Here is a 13898-nt window from a genome sequence, read left to right as displayed (position 1 = left end):
GGGCAGGCCGTTCTGCCGCCGCTGCCGGAGCGGGCGTGGGCGCGCGTCGGGGGGCAGGGCGGTTGGCGGCGCCATCCGTTGTCGCGTTCAGGCCGCGCCGCGCTTCTGCATTGGCGGGATCAAGCGCCAGCGCCCGGCGATAGGCTTGATCGGCAAGGTCGTGCCGTCCCTTCGACCGCCAGTAACGGCCCTGTTCGATCAGTGCGGCAACGCCGGGCACCTGTGTCCAGCCGATCGAAGGAAGGGCCGATGCGGTCAGCAGCGCGGACAGGAGGATTTTGCGCATGACGATCTTTCCGCTCATCATTGGCCGCCATCCAGGCGGCGCCTGGCCTGCCGGTTGAAGTAGAAATAGGCAGGCCCGGCGAGCAGCAGCGCCAGCAAAAGGCCGCTGGCGGCCATCAGGATGGGCCGTTGGCTGAACCAATAGGCGGCGCGCATCCAGAAGGGCAGCGACCCCACCCAATATTCCGGTCCAATCGAAAAGCTGGTCATCCCTTCGCCATCGGTCACCGCCAGATCCCCCTGAATCTGGGCGTTGATCTTCGTATCGGCCAGACCGTTCACGAGTTGCGGCAGGTTATTGGGATCGTCCGCCAGCAGAGCGACCACGCTGCGCTTGCTGTCGAAAGGGGACTGGAAGCCCACGATGCCGGAAAATCCCCGTGCATTGTAGAGGATCTGCTGGGCGTCCTTCGGATCGGCCTTGGCGGCGAGGGAGAAGAAATTCTGCGCGGCCTGGATGGGCGTGCGCTCCGCCACCTGCAACGATCCGTCACGGAAACGAACCGGCGAGTTGTTGAACAGCGCCGATCCGGCCAGCCTGCTGGCGCCCATCACCAATATGTCCTTGCCCTCCAGCGCGGCGGGTTCGACCCGGTTGGTGATGGTGACGCGGGTCGCCGGGAGGCCCGTGGAATCGGCGAGGCGGCCCATCATACCCAGAAGCGCCTCGATCGCGCCGGGCGAAGGCGCGTCGCGGACGATCACCACCGTTTCAGCGAGGTCCGGGCGGATGGTGAACGGATAACCGGCGCCCGCGAACGTCGCGAGGTCGGGCATCTGCATCGCATGATAGGCCTTGCTGAAGTCGATCGTGCTCGTCGGATCGACGCTGACGCGCACATTTTCAGGCAGCGTGCCCTCGCACTTCTTCTTGTTGGCGAGAATCAGGTTATAATCGAAGATCAGCTCATTCTGACCGAAGAGATTGTAGCGCGGCAGGACCACGGAGGCGTGGCTGTCCTGCGATGCGGGGCCTTTGCCGCGGAATATCTGATCCCACCAGTTGCCCCCGGCCACCCCGAATGTCCGGAGATACTGGCCGTTCATCGACAGGTCGAGCCGTGACCCCCGCTTGTCCAGCCAGTCGGCCGTCGGATAGCGATAGCTGAGTTCCAGCCTCCCGCCCTGTCTCGGCCAAAAGAACAGATCGGGCGCAATGCGGAAGCGCGCGCTGAGCGGACCCGGCGGAAGGCCAAGACCCTGAAGCGCATAGGCGTCGGTGATCTCACCCAGGCGCACCGGCCGGTCGGTGCTGATCCAGCGCGGCGCCGAATAGCGGGCGTAGCTGGGTATCCGCACATTGTCGAAATTCATTTGCGCGCCGCCGAACACGCCGCGTCCGCTGGCGATGGCCGCGGCTGCGAGCTTCAGTTCCTGCGCGTTGCGGCCCATCACGACAAGCAGATTGCCAAAGCTGTCCTGGGGATTGCGGATGACGGCGACCGAAGGCCCCCGGGGCTGCAAATTGACCCCGCCGACGGTCCGGTTGCCCATCGCGAACATGATCGCGTTGCCCTGCGGCAGTTGGTTGAAGAACGGCTTGAAGGAAAAGCCGCGATAGCTCGCCATGCTGCCGAACCAGGACGCGATGCTGGCGGCCGCCTCCAGTTCGCCAGCGCTCGGCCTGCCGGCGAAGACAAAGGGAAGATGCAGCGGCAGATTGTCGTTGCGATCGAAGAAGGGGCTCGGCAGGCGCGCAAGGTCGGGCTTGAGCGGCAGGGTCTGCACCGTAAGGTCGAACCAGGAACGCAGATTGCTGACATTGGCCCAGAGCGAACTGTGGAAAGGATCCTCGCAATCGCGGGTGTAATGGCCCAGCAGGCGCAGGTTCAGGCGGTTGTCGCCGGGGAGGAACAGCGCCGGATTGACCGGAATGGTGATGGCCTGTCCGCGCGCATCGGCGGGACGAAGCGGGAGCACCTGCACCACCTCTCCGTTGAGCAACACGACAAGCTGGCTCAGGTCCTGCAGCATCGCGGGCGACCAGGCCAGGGTCAAAGTCAGACTGGCCTTGGTCACCACATCGGCGCGCCGGATGCCGAATGGAATGCCGATTTCGCCACGCGTGCCTTGCAGGCGTATAGGCGTCTTCACCTGAAGGTCGCGGAAGCTCAGCCTTTGCTGCCGCACGCCGCCTGATGGCGCGGCGTCAGCAGCCGGCGTCGCGGAAGCCGGGCGCGGGGCCTGCGCCTTCGCCGCTTGTTGCGGGACCAGCAAGGCGGCGCCCGACAGGGCGAGCGCGACGGACGCCTTGATCGCCAGCGCCGCCGCGGCGGCCGCCCGTTTGCGCTGGGCGGCGCGCCGCTCGCGCCGGTTCAGACGAAACAGCCGCTTCAGGGTTACAAGATCGATCACGATGATATCCCACAAGGAACGCAGGCCCGAAACGGGCGGGGTGGGCGCGGCCGGTTGCCAGGCGTCGGCGCGGCCCAGAATGGCGCGCACCAGATGGCGCGCGGGCGTTATTTCCAGCGGCTGGAAACGCAGGAAGGCCTGACCGTGCTCGCTGCGAATGGTTTCCACAGGCAGCGTCAGAGTCTCGTCGCCCATGGGCAGGGAGATATGCGTTACCGTCCGGTCCCGCAGCGAAACGTCGGGCGGAAGAGCGATAGCCGCGCCGCCCATGGACAGATCGACCGTCATGGCGTCGAACACATGACCGTCCTCGACATAGATGGTGACGGGCACATGCGTTTCTATGCGGATATGTTCGCGCGCCTGCCGTGTTTCGCGCGCGACGGAAACCGCGGCCAGAAGAGTGATCAGGCTGAAGATCGCCCAGACCGTGTTCAGCGTCAGCGTGTCGGCCTGGATATTGAACAAGTGGGGGAAGAAGAACAGTTTCACGAAGCCGAGCGCGACCCCCAGGACCATCAGCCCGATGCAGATCAGATGGGGCTTGACGGTTCCCAGGTCGAAATAGGTGCGGTCGAGCAAGCTGCCCTTGTCCGTCACGTTGAATTTGCCCTTGCGCGGCTGGAACAGCGTGACGACCGTGGGCAGGACGAGGTGGAAGGCGAGGATCGTTTCGTAAATCTCTCCCCAGAATGGACGGCGGTCACCGCCCTGTGCCCGCGCGCCCGAGACCATGGAACAGTAGAGATGGGGAGCCGCGTAAGCGAAGATGAGCGAGGCTGAGGCGTGGATGATATTCTGTCCGAAGATCAGATAGGCGAGCGGACTGGTCAGAAACACGATGCGCGGCAGCGGAAACTGGAAATGCAGCATCGCATTCAGGTAACAGAGCCGCTGCTGCCATCGCAGGCCGCTTCCCAAGAGCGGATTGTCGATCCGCAAGATCTGCGTCATGCCGCGCGCCCAGCGGATGCGCTGACCGATGTGCAGGACCAGACGTTCGGTGGCGAGGCCGGCGGACAGGCGAGCGCTGATATAGGCGGTATTCCAGCCCATGCGTTGCAGCTTGAGCGCGGTATGCGCGTCCTCGGTCACGGTTTCGCCGGCGAACCCGTTGGTCTGGGTCAGGGCTTCCCGGCGGATGACCGCGCAGGAGCCGCAGAAGAAAGCGGCGTTCCACAGGTCGTTGCCGCCCTGGACCGGGCCGTAGAACAGGTCGCCTTCGCCCGGCAGATCCTCGACCGTGCGCAGGTTGCGCTGGACGGGGTCGGGCGAATAGAAATGGTGCGGCGTCTGCATCAGGGCGAGTTTCGGGTCCTTCTGGAACCAGCCGACGGTCATCTGCAGGAAGGCCCGCGTGGGCACATGGTCGCAATCGAAGATCGCGATGAGGCTGCCGTTGGTCTTCTTCATCGCGGCGTTCAGATTGCCCGCCTTGGCGTGCAGATTGTCGGCGCGGGTCAGGTAACCGCAGCCCACCTGACGGGCGAAGGCGCGAAATTCCGCGCGGCGCCCGTCGTCCAGGATGAAGACGCGGAAACGGTCCCGGGGATAATCCATGTCCATCGCCGCGAAGACTGTGTTCCGCACGATGGTCAGGCTTTCATTATAGGTCGGGATGAAGACGTCGACGAACGGCCATTGGTCGGGTTCGCCCTCAATCTCCACCACCGGCCGTTCCAGGGGCCAGCTTGTTTGCAGGAAGCCAAGCAGCAAGATGATCCAGGCGTAGATTTCCGCGAGGTAGAGGCCCGTGCCGAGCAGAAATTCGGGCAAGGTGCCGAATTCCAGCGTCCGCGTCGTGCGCCAGAAAATGTAGCGGGTCGATACCAGGATCGACAGGATGCCGAGCGCCAGCGTGGCCTTTCGCGTGCGCGAATGACCCAGAATGATGGCGCCCGCGATGGTGATGCCGGTGAAAAGCCATTGCGCTTCGAGGTCGAGCGGGACGCCGACGACCAGAAGCGAAAGGAGCGCGGCGCCCAGCGCGGCGGCACCCTTGACGAGCGGCGACGATGCGAATGTCACGAGATCCGGTCCGCCTCTGCTTCCAGTCCGGCGCGCGCCTCGATGCGCTTCGCCACTTGCGCCACGTCGCTGAGCGCGGCGCTGGCGGGCGCGTATTTCCCGATGGGTTCGAACATCGCCGCCGCCTCGTTCACCGCTTCATCCCGCCGGATCGTGCCGATCAGGCGATCCCCCAGCAATTCCCGCAAAAAAATATGGGTATGGCGAGAGAAGCGATGCGTATCGTCGAGCTGATTCAGGACGAAAACGGTGCGGGGCAGCTCGACCGCCGGCGTATCCGCCTGAATCTTGCCCAGGGATGCAAGCGAGGCGGGTTGAGGCAGAAGCGTACAGATCTGGAGGAGCGCATGGGGAAGCAGCAGGTCTTTTGTTTCCCTGTCGCCTGCGGCGACATCGGCGACATGGATTTTCCGTCCCGAAAAAGGCGTGCGCCCCTCGCGCAGCGCCGCGACGAAATCCCTGTCCCGCGCCAGCTGATAAGCGGACGACAGTTCGACGCCCGCGACCGCCAGGCCACCGCCTCCACCGCTGCGAAATTCCGCCAGGGTCTGACTGGGCAAGAGGCCGAAATACAGCTTGAGCGCATCCTGATAGGTGAAATCCAGGGCGACGGCGTCATGCCCGTTGCGCGCCAGATGCATGGCGACATGCGCCGCGACAAAGCTGTTGCCCGTCCCACCTTTCGGGGAATGGCAGAGGATCAGCGGCATCAGTCCGTCTCCTCCGCATCGTCCCTGGAAAGCCGCTGGAGGAATGCATTGAGTTCCCCCTGCTTCTCGCGGCGCGATGCGAGCTGATCGGTGCCATATTGTTCGAAAAGCCCATATTCCGGGGTGACGCCCGCTGACGCCCTGGCGGCGGACGGCATGATGTCTTCCATATTTCGGGCCGCGAGCGCGGAGACGGGCTTGCCGACGATTCGGTCGTCCGTCAGCAGGGCCTCGAAAATGGGCCACAGCTCCATATCCGCGAAATTATCGGTGAACTCGCGATATCGAAAATCCTTGCGCCCCAGGCGCGCGAGGAGATTGGCTGCATCCGATCGCATCAGAACCCCTTCCTATATCGACCGCTATATATCCGTCGATTAAAAGTCTTTTCAACGGTTTGGAAAGAGGGACGTGCATTAAATATCGTTGTTGAAACGAAATGATTCCGGTTCGAAGTCTTCCTCATGCTGGGAAGCAGAACCCGGTGCGTATAGGTGGTTGGTCTTTAGCTGTGGGCGGGCCGTTGCCGGCGATCTTGATTATCGCGGTCTTTTTAACGATGGCCGCCATGACTTGGGCGACCGGCATATGTTGATGGCGGACCTTTCCGGTTCGTTCTGCGAGGGTCGGAATGCGCGGACAATTCAGGCCGCGGTCTGGATTGGCGTCATGCAATCGTGGCCCCGGCGTCGCTGCCTTCCAGCCCATCTGCGCATCCTGTCTCTACAGGGGTTCGGCGGCTGTCGGCTCGGCATGGGCGAAGGTCGGCGCGGCGGTGTCGTAGGCATCGAAATCGGGCTTCGCGAGCTCTTGCGCATAGCGTGTCATTCCGTGCGGCCATTGCGTCACGTTCAGCCCGTTTTGCGCCCGGTAATATCCGTTGACGGCGCCCTGCCATGGACGGACGGCGCCGATCTCGTCCTGCAGGCGCGTATTATACCGGTCCATCGCCTCCGGGCGGAGGTCGATCCAGTCCAGATCCTCCCGTTCCATGCGCTCAAGATGCCGGACCGCATAGTCCGTCTGCCGCTCGATGTTGAAAAGGATGGACCCATTATTGGTATTGGGGCCGTAGAGCATGAAAAGATTCGGAAAACCGCTGATCGTAATGCCCCGATAAGCTCGTGCGCCATCGCGCCACAGTTCATCGAGCCGCCGTCCGTCGCGGCCGGTCACATCGACCACCGAGAGAAAGCGGGTGGTTTCGAACCCGGTCGCCAGGATCATCACGTCGACCGGCCGTTCCTGGCCATCCGCGGTCACGATCGTGGATGCCGTGACATGGTCGACGGGTTCCGTCACAAGTTCGACATTGGGTCGATTGAAGGTCGGAAACCAGTCGCTCGATACGAGCGGCCGCTTGGCTCCGAACAGGAAATCCGGCCGCAGCCTGTCCCGCGTCCCGGCATGGGCGACGACCGATAGGGCCTCGTCGCAATCCCTCTGGCCCTGCGCCAGCAATTCCGGGTCCTCGAACCCGCAGATCGCGTCGACCCAGTCGAATATCAGCGATCTGTCTTCGCGCATGGCCTGTTCATTGCCGATCAGGCGCTGGCGCTCTTCGGCCGTATATTCCTCGCGCGGGCGCACATGATTGGGCGTGCGCTGATAGATTTGCAGGTGCCGGACATGGGGGGCGATTTCAGGCACGAACTGCACGGCGCTTGCCGCGCTCCCGATCACGGCGACATTGCGGTCGGCGAGGTCGATGGAGCGATCCCAGCGCGCCGAATGCATGACCGCGCCGCCGAATTCCGAGAGGCCGGGAATATCCGGCATGGCAGGCGCATTGAACAGGCCGACGGCGCCGATCAGGACCTCCGCCTCTATCCGCGTGCCGTCCGAAAGCGTGAGATGCCAGCAGGCGGCATCCTCGTGCCAGGTGGCGGACCGCACCTCGGCGCCGAACCGGAGATGCGGCGCCAGCCCCCAATCTTCCACCACGGACTCGAGATAGGCGAGGATTTCGGCCTGCGACGCATAGCGTTCGGTCCAGTCCGTCTTGATGGCGAACGAGAAGGAATAGAGGCTGGAGGGAACGTCGCAGCGGCAGCCCGGATAGATATTATGGCGCCACGTCCCGCCCACGCCGTCGGCTTTTTCGATAATGACGAAATCGTCATAGCCAGCTTCCTTGATCTTGATGCCCGCGCAAATGCCGCCCGGCCCCGCCCCGATGATCGCCACCCGCTTCATATCGCTCACCCTCCTGACCTCTTCGCGCACCAGCGCGCGGGATAGCCGCTGTCGATCACGCGCTCCGTGCCCGTCGAACCGATCCTATTCAGTAAATCAATTTAACTTAACGGTAAAGTTATGTAAAGTGCCGCACATTTGGGCTATGGAACCCCTGGATGCGACTGAACGGGAATCGGGTTTTGGTAGCGGGCGGGCAGGCGAAGAAGGGGACGAAACCCGTGGGACGGGGCGGCAGGCCGACGCGGGAGGATGCCAGGCTGAAAGGCTTGCGGATTCTGGATATGGCGGCGGCGATCTTTGCGCGCGACGGCTATACGGGCACGTCGATCGACCGGATCGCGGAGGCCGCCCATGTCGGCAAGCCCACCATCTATGCGCGATATGGCAGCAAGGCCGATCTGTTGAAATCGGTGATCCAGCATGTCCTTGACAATCACCTTGCGGACATCGGCGAAGAAGGCCTGTCCCAACCGATGGATGTGGGACTGACGGTCATATTGACGAATATCATCGCGGCTTCGACGGAGCCGGTCTTTCTGGGCGTCTTTCGGCTCTTTTTAAGCGACGCGATCAAGTTCGAGGAAATTTTCGAAGCATTTCGCGCGACCATGGAGAACCAGACCAAGAAGCGCCTGATAACCTATATTGCGCGTCATCCCGAACGGACCCAACTCACCGGTTCGGTCGAAGAAGTGGCCGAAACCCTGCTGGAGTCCGCCAGCGCGATCGTGATGATGGCATCGACCCGGCCGGGTTTCCGGGAGGCACTGTTTGCCGAGGCCGAAGCGTCCCGCATCGTTCGGACCTTGCTCTATGGATTTGTCAGACGCGATTGATAGCAGGGTGATAAGGGGACGGGGTGAACCGGGCGGGACCTTCAATCCGCTTCTGTCCCTCGGCAGGGCGCCGCGTCCCACTTGTCGCGCAGGCCGGGCCACACCATATCCGGGATATGCGGTCATAGCGCAGAAAGGCGAGCCATGGAAAGACGGCTACTTCAAATCGAGAAGGCCTGGGAACAGGCGCTCGGCGATATTTTCCAGCCCTATGTCGACCTGAAACGCGAACCCACGGCGAAGGCGATGGAGGCCTTCCGCGCGGTGCTGGGGTCATCCAGCGACAACGACATCCGCCGCCATATCGCCAAGACGGCGGCGCGGCAGGGATCGACCTTCCTCAGCCGCTATCTGGTCGAGGAGGACTGGCGCAGGCCCTCCACGCCCTGACGCCCTTTATCGGGCGGCGATCGCCTTGGGTTGAGGCAGTGGCGGCGCACCCGTCCCCAGAGTGGCGAGATATTTGATGAGCGCCGCCCGGTCGGCCGGATTGCGCAGCCCCGCGAAGGTCATCTTCGTCCCCGGCACCTCGCGTGCCGGCGCGGCGAGGAACGCGAACAGATTTTCATAGCTCCAGCTGCCGCGATGCGCCTGCATGGCGGACGAATAGGCAAAGCCCGCATGGCTCGCCACCGGCCGCCCGACCACGCCCCACAGGTTCGGCCCGATGCGATTGGGGCCGCCCTGGCTGAAATCATGGCAACTCATGCAAAGCTGCACCTTCTGCTTGCCCGCGCCCGCATCCGCGCTGGCGAGCAGGGCGCCCAGGTCGGGCGGCGGCGCAGGCGCGGCGCCCGCCGCGCTTCCGGCCACGGCTACCGGCGCCTTGCCCCGCATGTCGCGGTGATAGGCGATCACCCGGCTGCCTTCCCCGGCCTCGCTGAAACCGGCGGGCCAGTCGCGCTGAATCGAGGCCATGTCGACGCGCGGCGGCATGTCCTCCATCGGCTTATAGGCCAGTTCCCCGGGCCTGACCCGGTTATAGAGCTTGTCGCTGAACCAGCCGAGGCCCAGCGCCGTCACCGACGCCCCCGCCACGCACAGCGCCACCGTCATCCCGACCATCCGATGCATGGTTCAGCCCCCTCCGCCCATGAAGATCGCGCGGGTCCAGAAGGCGTAATTCGCCTCGATCGTCATGATCCGCACCAGCACCAGCAGCAGCAAAGGCGGCACCAGTATCGCGTAGATCAGCGACAGCCGTTCCCACGCCATATGCATGAAGATCGACAGGATCAGCCCGGCCTTCAGCAGCATGAAGGTCACGATCAGCGTCCAGCGCACGATCCCCTGCACATGCATATAGTCCACCAGATAGGACATGGCGCTGAGCAGGAACAGCAGGCCCCAGACCTTGAGGTACAGGCTGATCGGATGCTGCTGGCCGTCATGGGCGGTATCGGAAGGGATGGGCGGACTGTCCTGCATGGCGCACCTCACCAAAGATAGAAAAAGGCGAAGATGAAAACCCAGACCAGATCGACGAAATGCCAGTACAGCCCGGCAATCTCGACCGCGCTATAATCGCCCGTCCGGTCATAATGTCCCCGCGCCACCTTGGACGCGATGATCAGCAGCAGGATGACGCCGCAGGTCACATGCAGTCCGTGGAAGCCGGTGATCATGAAGAAACTGGCGCCGAATTGCGGCGCGCCCATGGGATTATACCATGGCCGCACGCCTTCTTCGAAGATCAGCTTGCTCCATTCGAAGGCCTGCATGCTGAGGAAGGTCAGGCCGAACAGCGCGGTCAGCAGCATGAGCGTCGCCGTCTTGCGCCGGTCGCGCCGGTATCCGAAGTTGACCGCCATCGCCATGGTGCCGCTGGAACTGATGAGCGCAAAGGTCATGATCGCAATCAGCACGAGCGGGATGTCCTGCCCGCCGATATTCAGCGCGAAGACTTCCGCCGTATTGGGCCAGGGCAGCACGGCGGACGCCCGCATCGTCATGTAACCGGTCAGGAAGCAGGAGAAGATGAAGGTATCGCTCAGCAGGAAGATCCACATCATCGCCTTGCCCCAATGGGTATGGCGGAAGACTTCCTGGTCGGCGGACCAGTCGGCGGAGATTTCCCGCAGCGTGGGACCTATGACTTCCCTATTGGTGATTTCTCGAGCCATGACGGTCCATCCTCACGTCGACAGCAACAAAACGGCCAGAACCAACCAGACGATCAGCAGGAAATGCCAGTACAGGGCGCACAAGGCGATATTGCGCATGTTCGCCGCCGCCAGCGCCCGCCCGGCGGCGACCAGCCCGCCCATCAGGTGCAGCCCGTGCAGCGCCGTGAGCAGATAGAAAAAGGCATTGGCCGGATTGGCGGACAGATAATAGCCCGCCGCCTGATAATGCCGCCACAGCAGCAGCTGCCCGGCGAGGAACACCATGCCCAACGCCGCCCCCATGATCGCCGCGCCCCCCCGATGCGTCCGCCGCGCCCCCTCCCATGCAAGGCTGCTCGCGATCAGCACCAGCGTGTTGATCCACAGCAGCGGCGGATCGGGCATGGGCTTCCAGTCATGGACATGATCCCCGCCGCCATGCAGCCCCATGCGCATCAGATAGGCCGCGACCAGCAATGTGAACATCACCGTCGCCACGCCGAAATAGGCCAGCGTCCCGACCGTGCCCGCCGAGGGGCGCTCTCGCTCCACCGGCTGCGCGCCCGGCTCCCAGCTTTTCTCCGTCAGGCGGGCAAGGATCGTCATGCGCGCGGCTCCGGCTCACGCGGCTCCGTCTGGGGTATGAAGTCGCGCGGCGCTCCGGGCACGCTATAATCATAGGCCCAGCGATAGACGGTCGGCAGATGCGGTCCCCAATTGCCATGGGCGGGCGGCGTGTCGGGCGTCTGCCACTCCAGGCTGGCCGCGCCCCAGGGATTGGGATCGGCCTTCGGCCCCCGGAACAGGCTCCAGATCATGTTGTAGAAGAACAACCCCTGCGCGCAGAAGACGATCAGCGCGGCAATGCTGATCCATTCATTGGCCAGATGCACCGACGGGGGGATGAAGTCCGCCTGACCCAGTGCATAATAACGGCGCGGCACGCCCAAAATGCCGAGATAATGCATCGGGAGGAAAATCGCATAGACGCCGATGAAGGTGATCCAGAAATGCATCTTCCCCAAGCTGTCGTTCCACATCCGCCCGAAGATTTTGGGATACCAGTGGTAGATCGCACCGAAGATCACCAATATCGGCGACACCCCCATCACCATATGGAAATGCGCGACGACGAAGAAAGTGTCGGACAACGGCACGTCGACACTGACATTGCCCAGAAACAGCCCCGACAAGCCGCCATGGATGAAGGTGAAGATGAAGGCGATGGCGAACAGCATCGGCACGCGCAGGTGAATATCGCCGCGCCACAATGTCAGCAGCCAGTTATAGACCTTGATCGCGGTCGGAATGGCGATGATCAGCGTCGATGTGGCGAAGAAGAACCCGAAATAAGGGTTCATGCCCGACACATACATATGATGCGCCCAGACGAGGAAGCTCAAGGCGCCGATGATGACGATGGCCCACACCATCATCCGGTATCCGAAGATATTGCGCCGCGCATGGACGCTGATCAGGTCCGACACGATGCCGAAGGCGGGCAGGGCGACGATATAGACTTCGGGATGGCCGAAGAACCAGAAGAGATGCTGGAAGAGGAGGGGACTGCCGCCCTGCGTCGGCGTGATCGCGCCCATGGATTGCATCGTAGGCATGAAGAAACTGGTGCCCGCCAGATGATCGAACAGCATCATGATCGCCGCGACGAACAAAGCGGGGAAGGCCAGCAGACCCATCACCGAAGCGGTGAAGATGCCCCACACCGACAAAGGCATCCGCATCAGCGTCATGCCCCTGGTCCGCGCCTGCAACACCGTGGTCACATAGTTGAGGCCGCCCATGGTGAAAGCCGCGACGAAGATGGCGAGGCTCACCAACATGGTGACGATGCCCCATTGATGCCCCGGCGTCCCCTCGCTGATCGCTTGTGGCGGATAGAGCGTCCATCCCGCGCCGGTCGGCCCGCCCGGCACGAAGAACCCCGCCACCAGCACGATCACCGAGAGCAGGTAGAACCAGTAGCTGAGCATATTGACGAAGGGGAACACCATGTCCCGCGCCCCGATCATCAACGGGATCAGATAATTTCCGAAACCGCCCAGCAGCAGCGCGGTCAGCAGATAGACCACCATGATCATGCCGTGCATCGACACGAATTGCAGGTAATTGTCGGGCTGGATCGCCGGGAACGCCCCCGGAAAGCCCAGTTGCAGCCGCATCAGCGCCGACAGCACCAGCGCGACCAGCCCGATGCCGATGGCGGTGCAGCTATATTGGATGGCGATGACCTTGTGATCCTGGCTCCAGACATATTTGGTGACCCAACTGTGCGGATGATGCAGCGGGCGCAGGTCGTCAGCCAGGGTGGTAGCCATCAGCGAATGCTCCAGGAGGTGGGCGTAGAGCAGGCATTAGCCTTGAGGATCAGGATCGACATCGCGGCCGGCGGCGCTTCCGCCAAAATCTGGTTGAAGCTGGTCTGCTGCGCCTGCCACGCCGCAAAAGCCCTGGGCGTGTCCACCACCACCTTGCCGCGCATGGCATGGTGGCCCGTGCCGCACAGTTCGGCGCAGAGAATGTCGAACGTGCCCGTCCTGATCGGCGTCAGCCAGAAATAGGTGACGATGCCGGGCACCATGTCCATCTTCGCGCGGAATTCCGGCACGTAGAAATCGTGCAGCACATCCTTGGACCGCAGCACGATCTTCACCGGCTTGCCGACCGCCAGATGCAGATCGCCGCCCTCGACCACCAGATCGTCGCGGCCATAGGGGTCGAGCGGATCGAGCCCCAGCCCATTGTCCGGCGTGATGAACTTGACCCCCGCCGCGCCCAGCACGCCATCGGGTCCGGGATAGCGGAAGGACCATTGCCATTGCTGGCCGACCGCCTCGATCACGGTGGCGTCCTTGGGCACCGACACATATTTGCCCCATGCGGCGAGACCCGGCGCCAGCATCCCGGCGATGCCGATGGCGGTCCAGAGCGTCAGCCGCTTCTCCAGCGAAGGATTTTCCGGCTCATAATGCGCCTTGTACCCCAGCCCCCGATATTCCGGGCGATGGCGATATTTGACCAGCGCCCATGCGAGGAACAGGTTCAGCCCGACAAAAGCGGCCGCGCAAATCCACAGCGTCACGTCGAGCGCGGAATCGATCGATCCCCAATTGGATGCGATGGGCGTGCGCCACCAGGGACTGAACAGGTGAAAGGCTACCGAGCCGATGACAAGCATGGCGATGGCTACCGCAACCGGCACAAGCCCTCTCCCACAAATGCAGGCGCTCGCAGCCTATGAACTCGGCATTTTCGAGTCGCCCCGGCAATAACCGCCGGGACAAACTATAGAAAAAATGCCGATGGGGGAAGCGGGCGACACAGGGCGGGCGACGCCGCCTTCCTCGATCAGATTGACGCGA

At 63.1% G+C, this 13898-nt stretch carries 13 protein-coding genes; 2 read left to right on the top strand and 11 right to left on the bottom strand.

The window, feature by feature from the left end:
- The 5 genes from F7P65_RS22345 to F7P65_RS11955 form a co-directional block, all read right to left on the bottom strand.
- On the bottom strand, window positions 1-286 hold a 286-nt coding region (locus F7P65_RS22345; RefSeq protein WP_240334276.1), incomplete at its 3' end, for a tetratricopeptide repeat protein.
- Window positions 287-303: 17 nt separating this feature from the next.
- A complete protein-coding gene (bcsA, locus tag F7P65_RS11970; protein ID WP_150291967.1) occupies window positions 304-4668 on the bottom strand; it encodes a UDP-forming cellulose synthase catalytic subunit in 4365 nt (1454 codons plus the stop codon).
- A complete protein-coding gene (locus F7P65_RS11965; protein ID WP_150291966.1) occupies window positions 4665-5378 on the bottom strand; it encodes a cellulose synthase operon protein YhjQ/BcsQ in 714 nt (237 codons plus the stop codon). The genes bcsA and F7P65_RS11965 overlap by 4 nt, the downstream gene beginning before the upstream one ends.
- Window positions 5378-5716, bottom strand: a complete 339-nt coding sequence (locus F7P65_RS11960) for a hypothetical protein (RefSeq protein WP_150291965.1) — start codon at window positions 5714-5716, stop codon at window positions 5378-5380. Before F7P65_RS11960 ends, F7P65_RS11965 begins: the two co-directional genes overlap by 1 nt.
- Window positions 5717-6101: 385 nt before the next feature.
- A complete protein-coding gene (locus tag F7P65_RS11955; RefSeq protein WP_240334280.1) occupies window positions 6102-7574 on the bottom strand; it encodes a flavin-containing monooxygenase in 1473 nt (490 codons plus the stop codon).
- Window positions 7575-7732: 158 nt separating this feature from the next.
- Here F7P65_RS11955 and F7P65_RS11950 point away from each other — a divergent pair, with 158 nt between their 5' ends.
- Together F7P65_RS11950 and F7P65_RS11945 are read left to right on the top strand one after the other, a co-directional pair.
- Complete coding sequence (locus F7P65_RS11950; protein ID WP_150291963.1) at window positions 7733-8413, top strand: TetR/AcrR family transcriptional regulator; 681 nt, start codon at window positions 7733-7735, stop codon at window positions 8411-8413.
- A 144-nt stretch (window positions 8414-8557) separates the two neighbouring features.
- Window positions 8558-8803, top strand: coding sequence for a hypothetical protein (locus F7P65_RS11945; RefSeq protein ID WP_150291962.1), 246 nt, complete (start codon window positions 8558-8560; stop codon window positions 8801-8803).
- A 6-nt stretch (window positions 8804-8809) separates the two neighbouring features.
- Here F7P65_RS11945 and F7P65_RS11940 read toward each other — a convergent pair whose 3' ends face one another.
- From F7P65_RS11940 to F7P65_RS11915, 6 genes are read right to left on the bottom strand one after another with little or no spacing between them, the layout of a single operon-like run.
- Window positions 8810-9487, bottom strand: coding sequence for a c-type cytochrome (locus F7P65_RS11940; RefSeq protein ID WP_150291961.1), 678 nt, complete (start codon window positions 9485-9487; stop codon window positions 8810-8812).
- A gap of 3 nt (window positions 9488-9490) precedes the next feature.
- Complete coding sequence (locus F7P65_RS11935; protein ID WP_150291960.1) at window positions 9491-9841, bottom strand: cytochrome C oxidase subunit IV family protein; 351 nt, start codon at window positions 9839-9841, stop codon at window positions 9491-9493.
- An 8-nt stretch (window positions 9842-9849) separates the two neighbouring features.
- Entirely contained in the window at window positions 9850-10536 is a 687-nt protein-coding gene (locus F7P65_RS11930; protein ID WP_150291959.1) for a heme-copper oxidase subunit III family protein, read from the bottom strand.
- Between the two features lie 12 nt (window positions 10537-10548).
- A complete protein-coding gene (locus F7P65_RS11925) occupies window positions 10549-11124 on the bottom strand; it encodes a cytochrome c oxidase subunit 3 (protein ID WP_150291958.1) in 576 nt (191 codons plus the stop codon).
- Window positions 11121-12854 (bottom strand): cytochrome c oxidase subunit I, encoded by a 1734-nt coding sequence (locus F7P65_RS11920; RefSeq protein ID WP_150291957.1) that lies wholly within the window; start codon window positions 12852-12854, stop codon window positions 11121-11123. The genes F7P65_RS11925 and F7P65_RS11920 overlap by 4 nt, the downstream gene beginning before the upstream one ends.
- Window positions 12854-13738, bottom strand: a complete 885-nt coding sequence (locus F7P65_RS11915) for a cytochrome c oxidase subunit II (protein WP_150291956.1) — start codon at window positions 13736-13738, stop codon at window positions 12854-12856. Before F7P65_RS11915 ends, F7P65_RS11920 begins: the two co-directional genes overlap by 1 nt.
- Window positions 13739-13898: the final 160 nt, after the last annotated feature.

The sequence above is a fragment of the Sphingobium estronivorans genome, assembly GCF_008692605.1.
Taxonomy (GTDB): Bacteria; Pseudomonadota; Alphaproteobacteria; order Sphingomonadales; family Sphingomonadaceae; genus Sphingobium; species Sphingobium estronivorans.
This window is presented reverse-complemented; position numbering and strand designations above follow the sequence as displayed.

What these genes read in the sequence shown, in the direction of transcription:
- F7P65_RS11965 (WP_150291966.1), bottom strand. Translation starts at nt 5,378, where the DNA reads ATGCCGCTGATCCTCTGCCATTCCCCGAAAGGTGGGACGGGCAACAGC.
- F7P65_RS11920 (WP_150291957.1), bottom strand. Translation starts at nt 12,854, where the DNA reads ATGGCTACCACCCTGGCTGACGACCTGCGCCCGCTGCATCATCCGCAC.
- F7P65_RS11925 (WP_150291958.1), bottom strand. Translation starts at nt 11,124, where the DNA reads ATGACGATCCTTGCCCGCCTGACGGAGAAAAGCTGGGAGCCGGGCGCG.
- F7P65_RS11955 (WP_240334280.1), bottom strand. Translation starts at nt 7,574, where the DNA reads ATGAAGCGGGTGGCGATCATCGGGGCGGGGCCGGGCGGCATTTGCGCG.
- F7P65_RS11935 (WP_150291960.1), bottom strand. Translation starts at nt 9,841, where the DNA reads ATGCAGGACAGTCCGCCCATCCCTTCCGATACCGCCCATGACGGCCAG.
- F7P65_RS11940 (WP_150291961.1), bottom strand. Translation starts at nt 9,487, where the DNA reads ATGCATCGGATGGTCGGGATGACGGTGGCGCTGTGCGTGGCGGGGGCG.
- F7P65_RS11945 (WP_150291962.1), top strand. Translation starts at nt 8,558, where the DNA reads ATGGAAAGACGGCTACTTCAAATCGAGAAGGCCTGGGAACAGGCGCTC.
- F7P65_RS11960 (WP_150291965.1), bottom strand. Translation starts at nt 5,716, where the DNA reads ATGCGATCGGATGCAGCCAATCTCCTCGCGCGCCTGGGGCGCAAGGAT.
- F7P65_RS11930 (WP_150291959.1), bottom strand. Translation starts at nt 10,536, where the DNA reads ATGGCTCGAGAAATCACCAATAGGGAAGTCATAGGTCCCACGCTGCGG.
- F7P65_RS11950 (WP_150291963.1), top strand. Translation starts at nt 7,733, where the DNA reads ATGCGACTGAACGGGAATCGGGTTTTGGTAGCGGGCGGGCAGGCGAAG.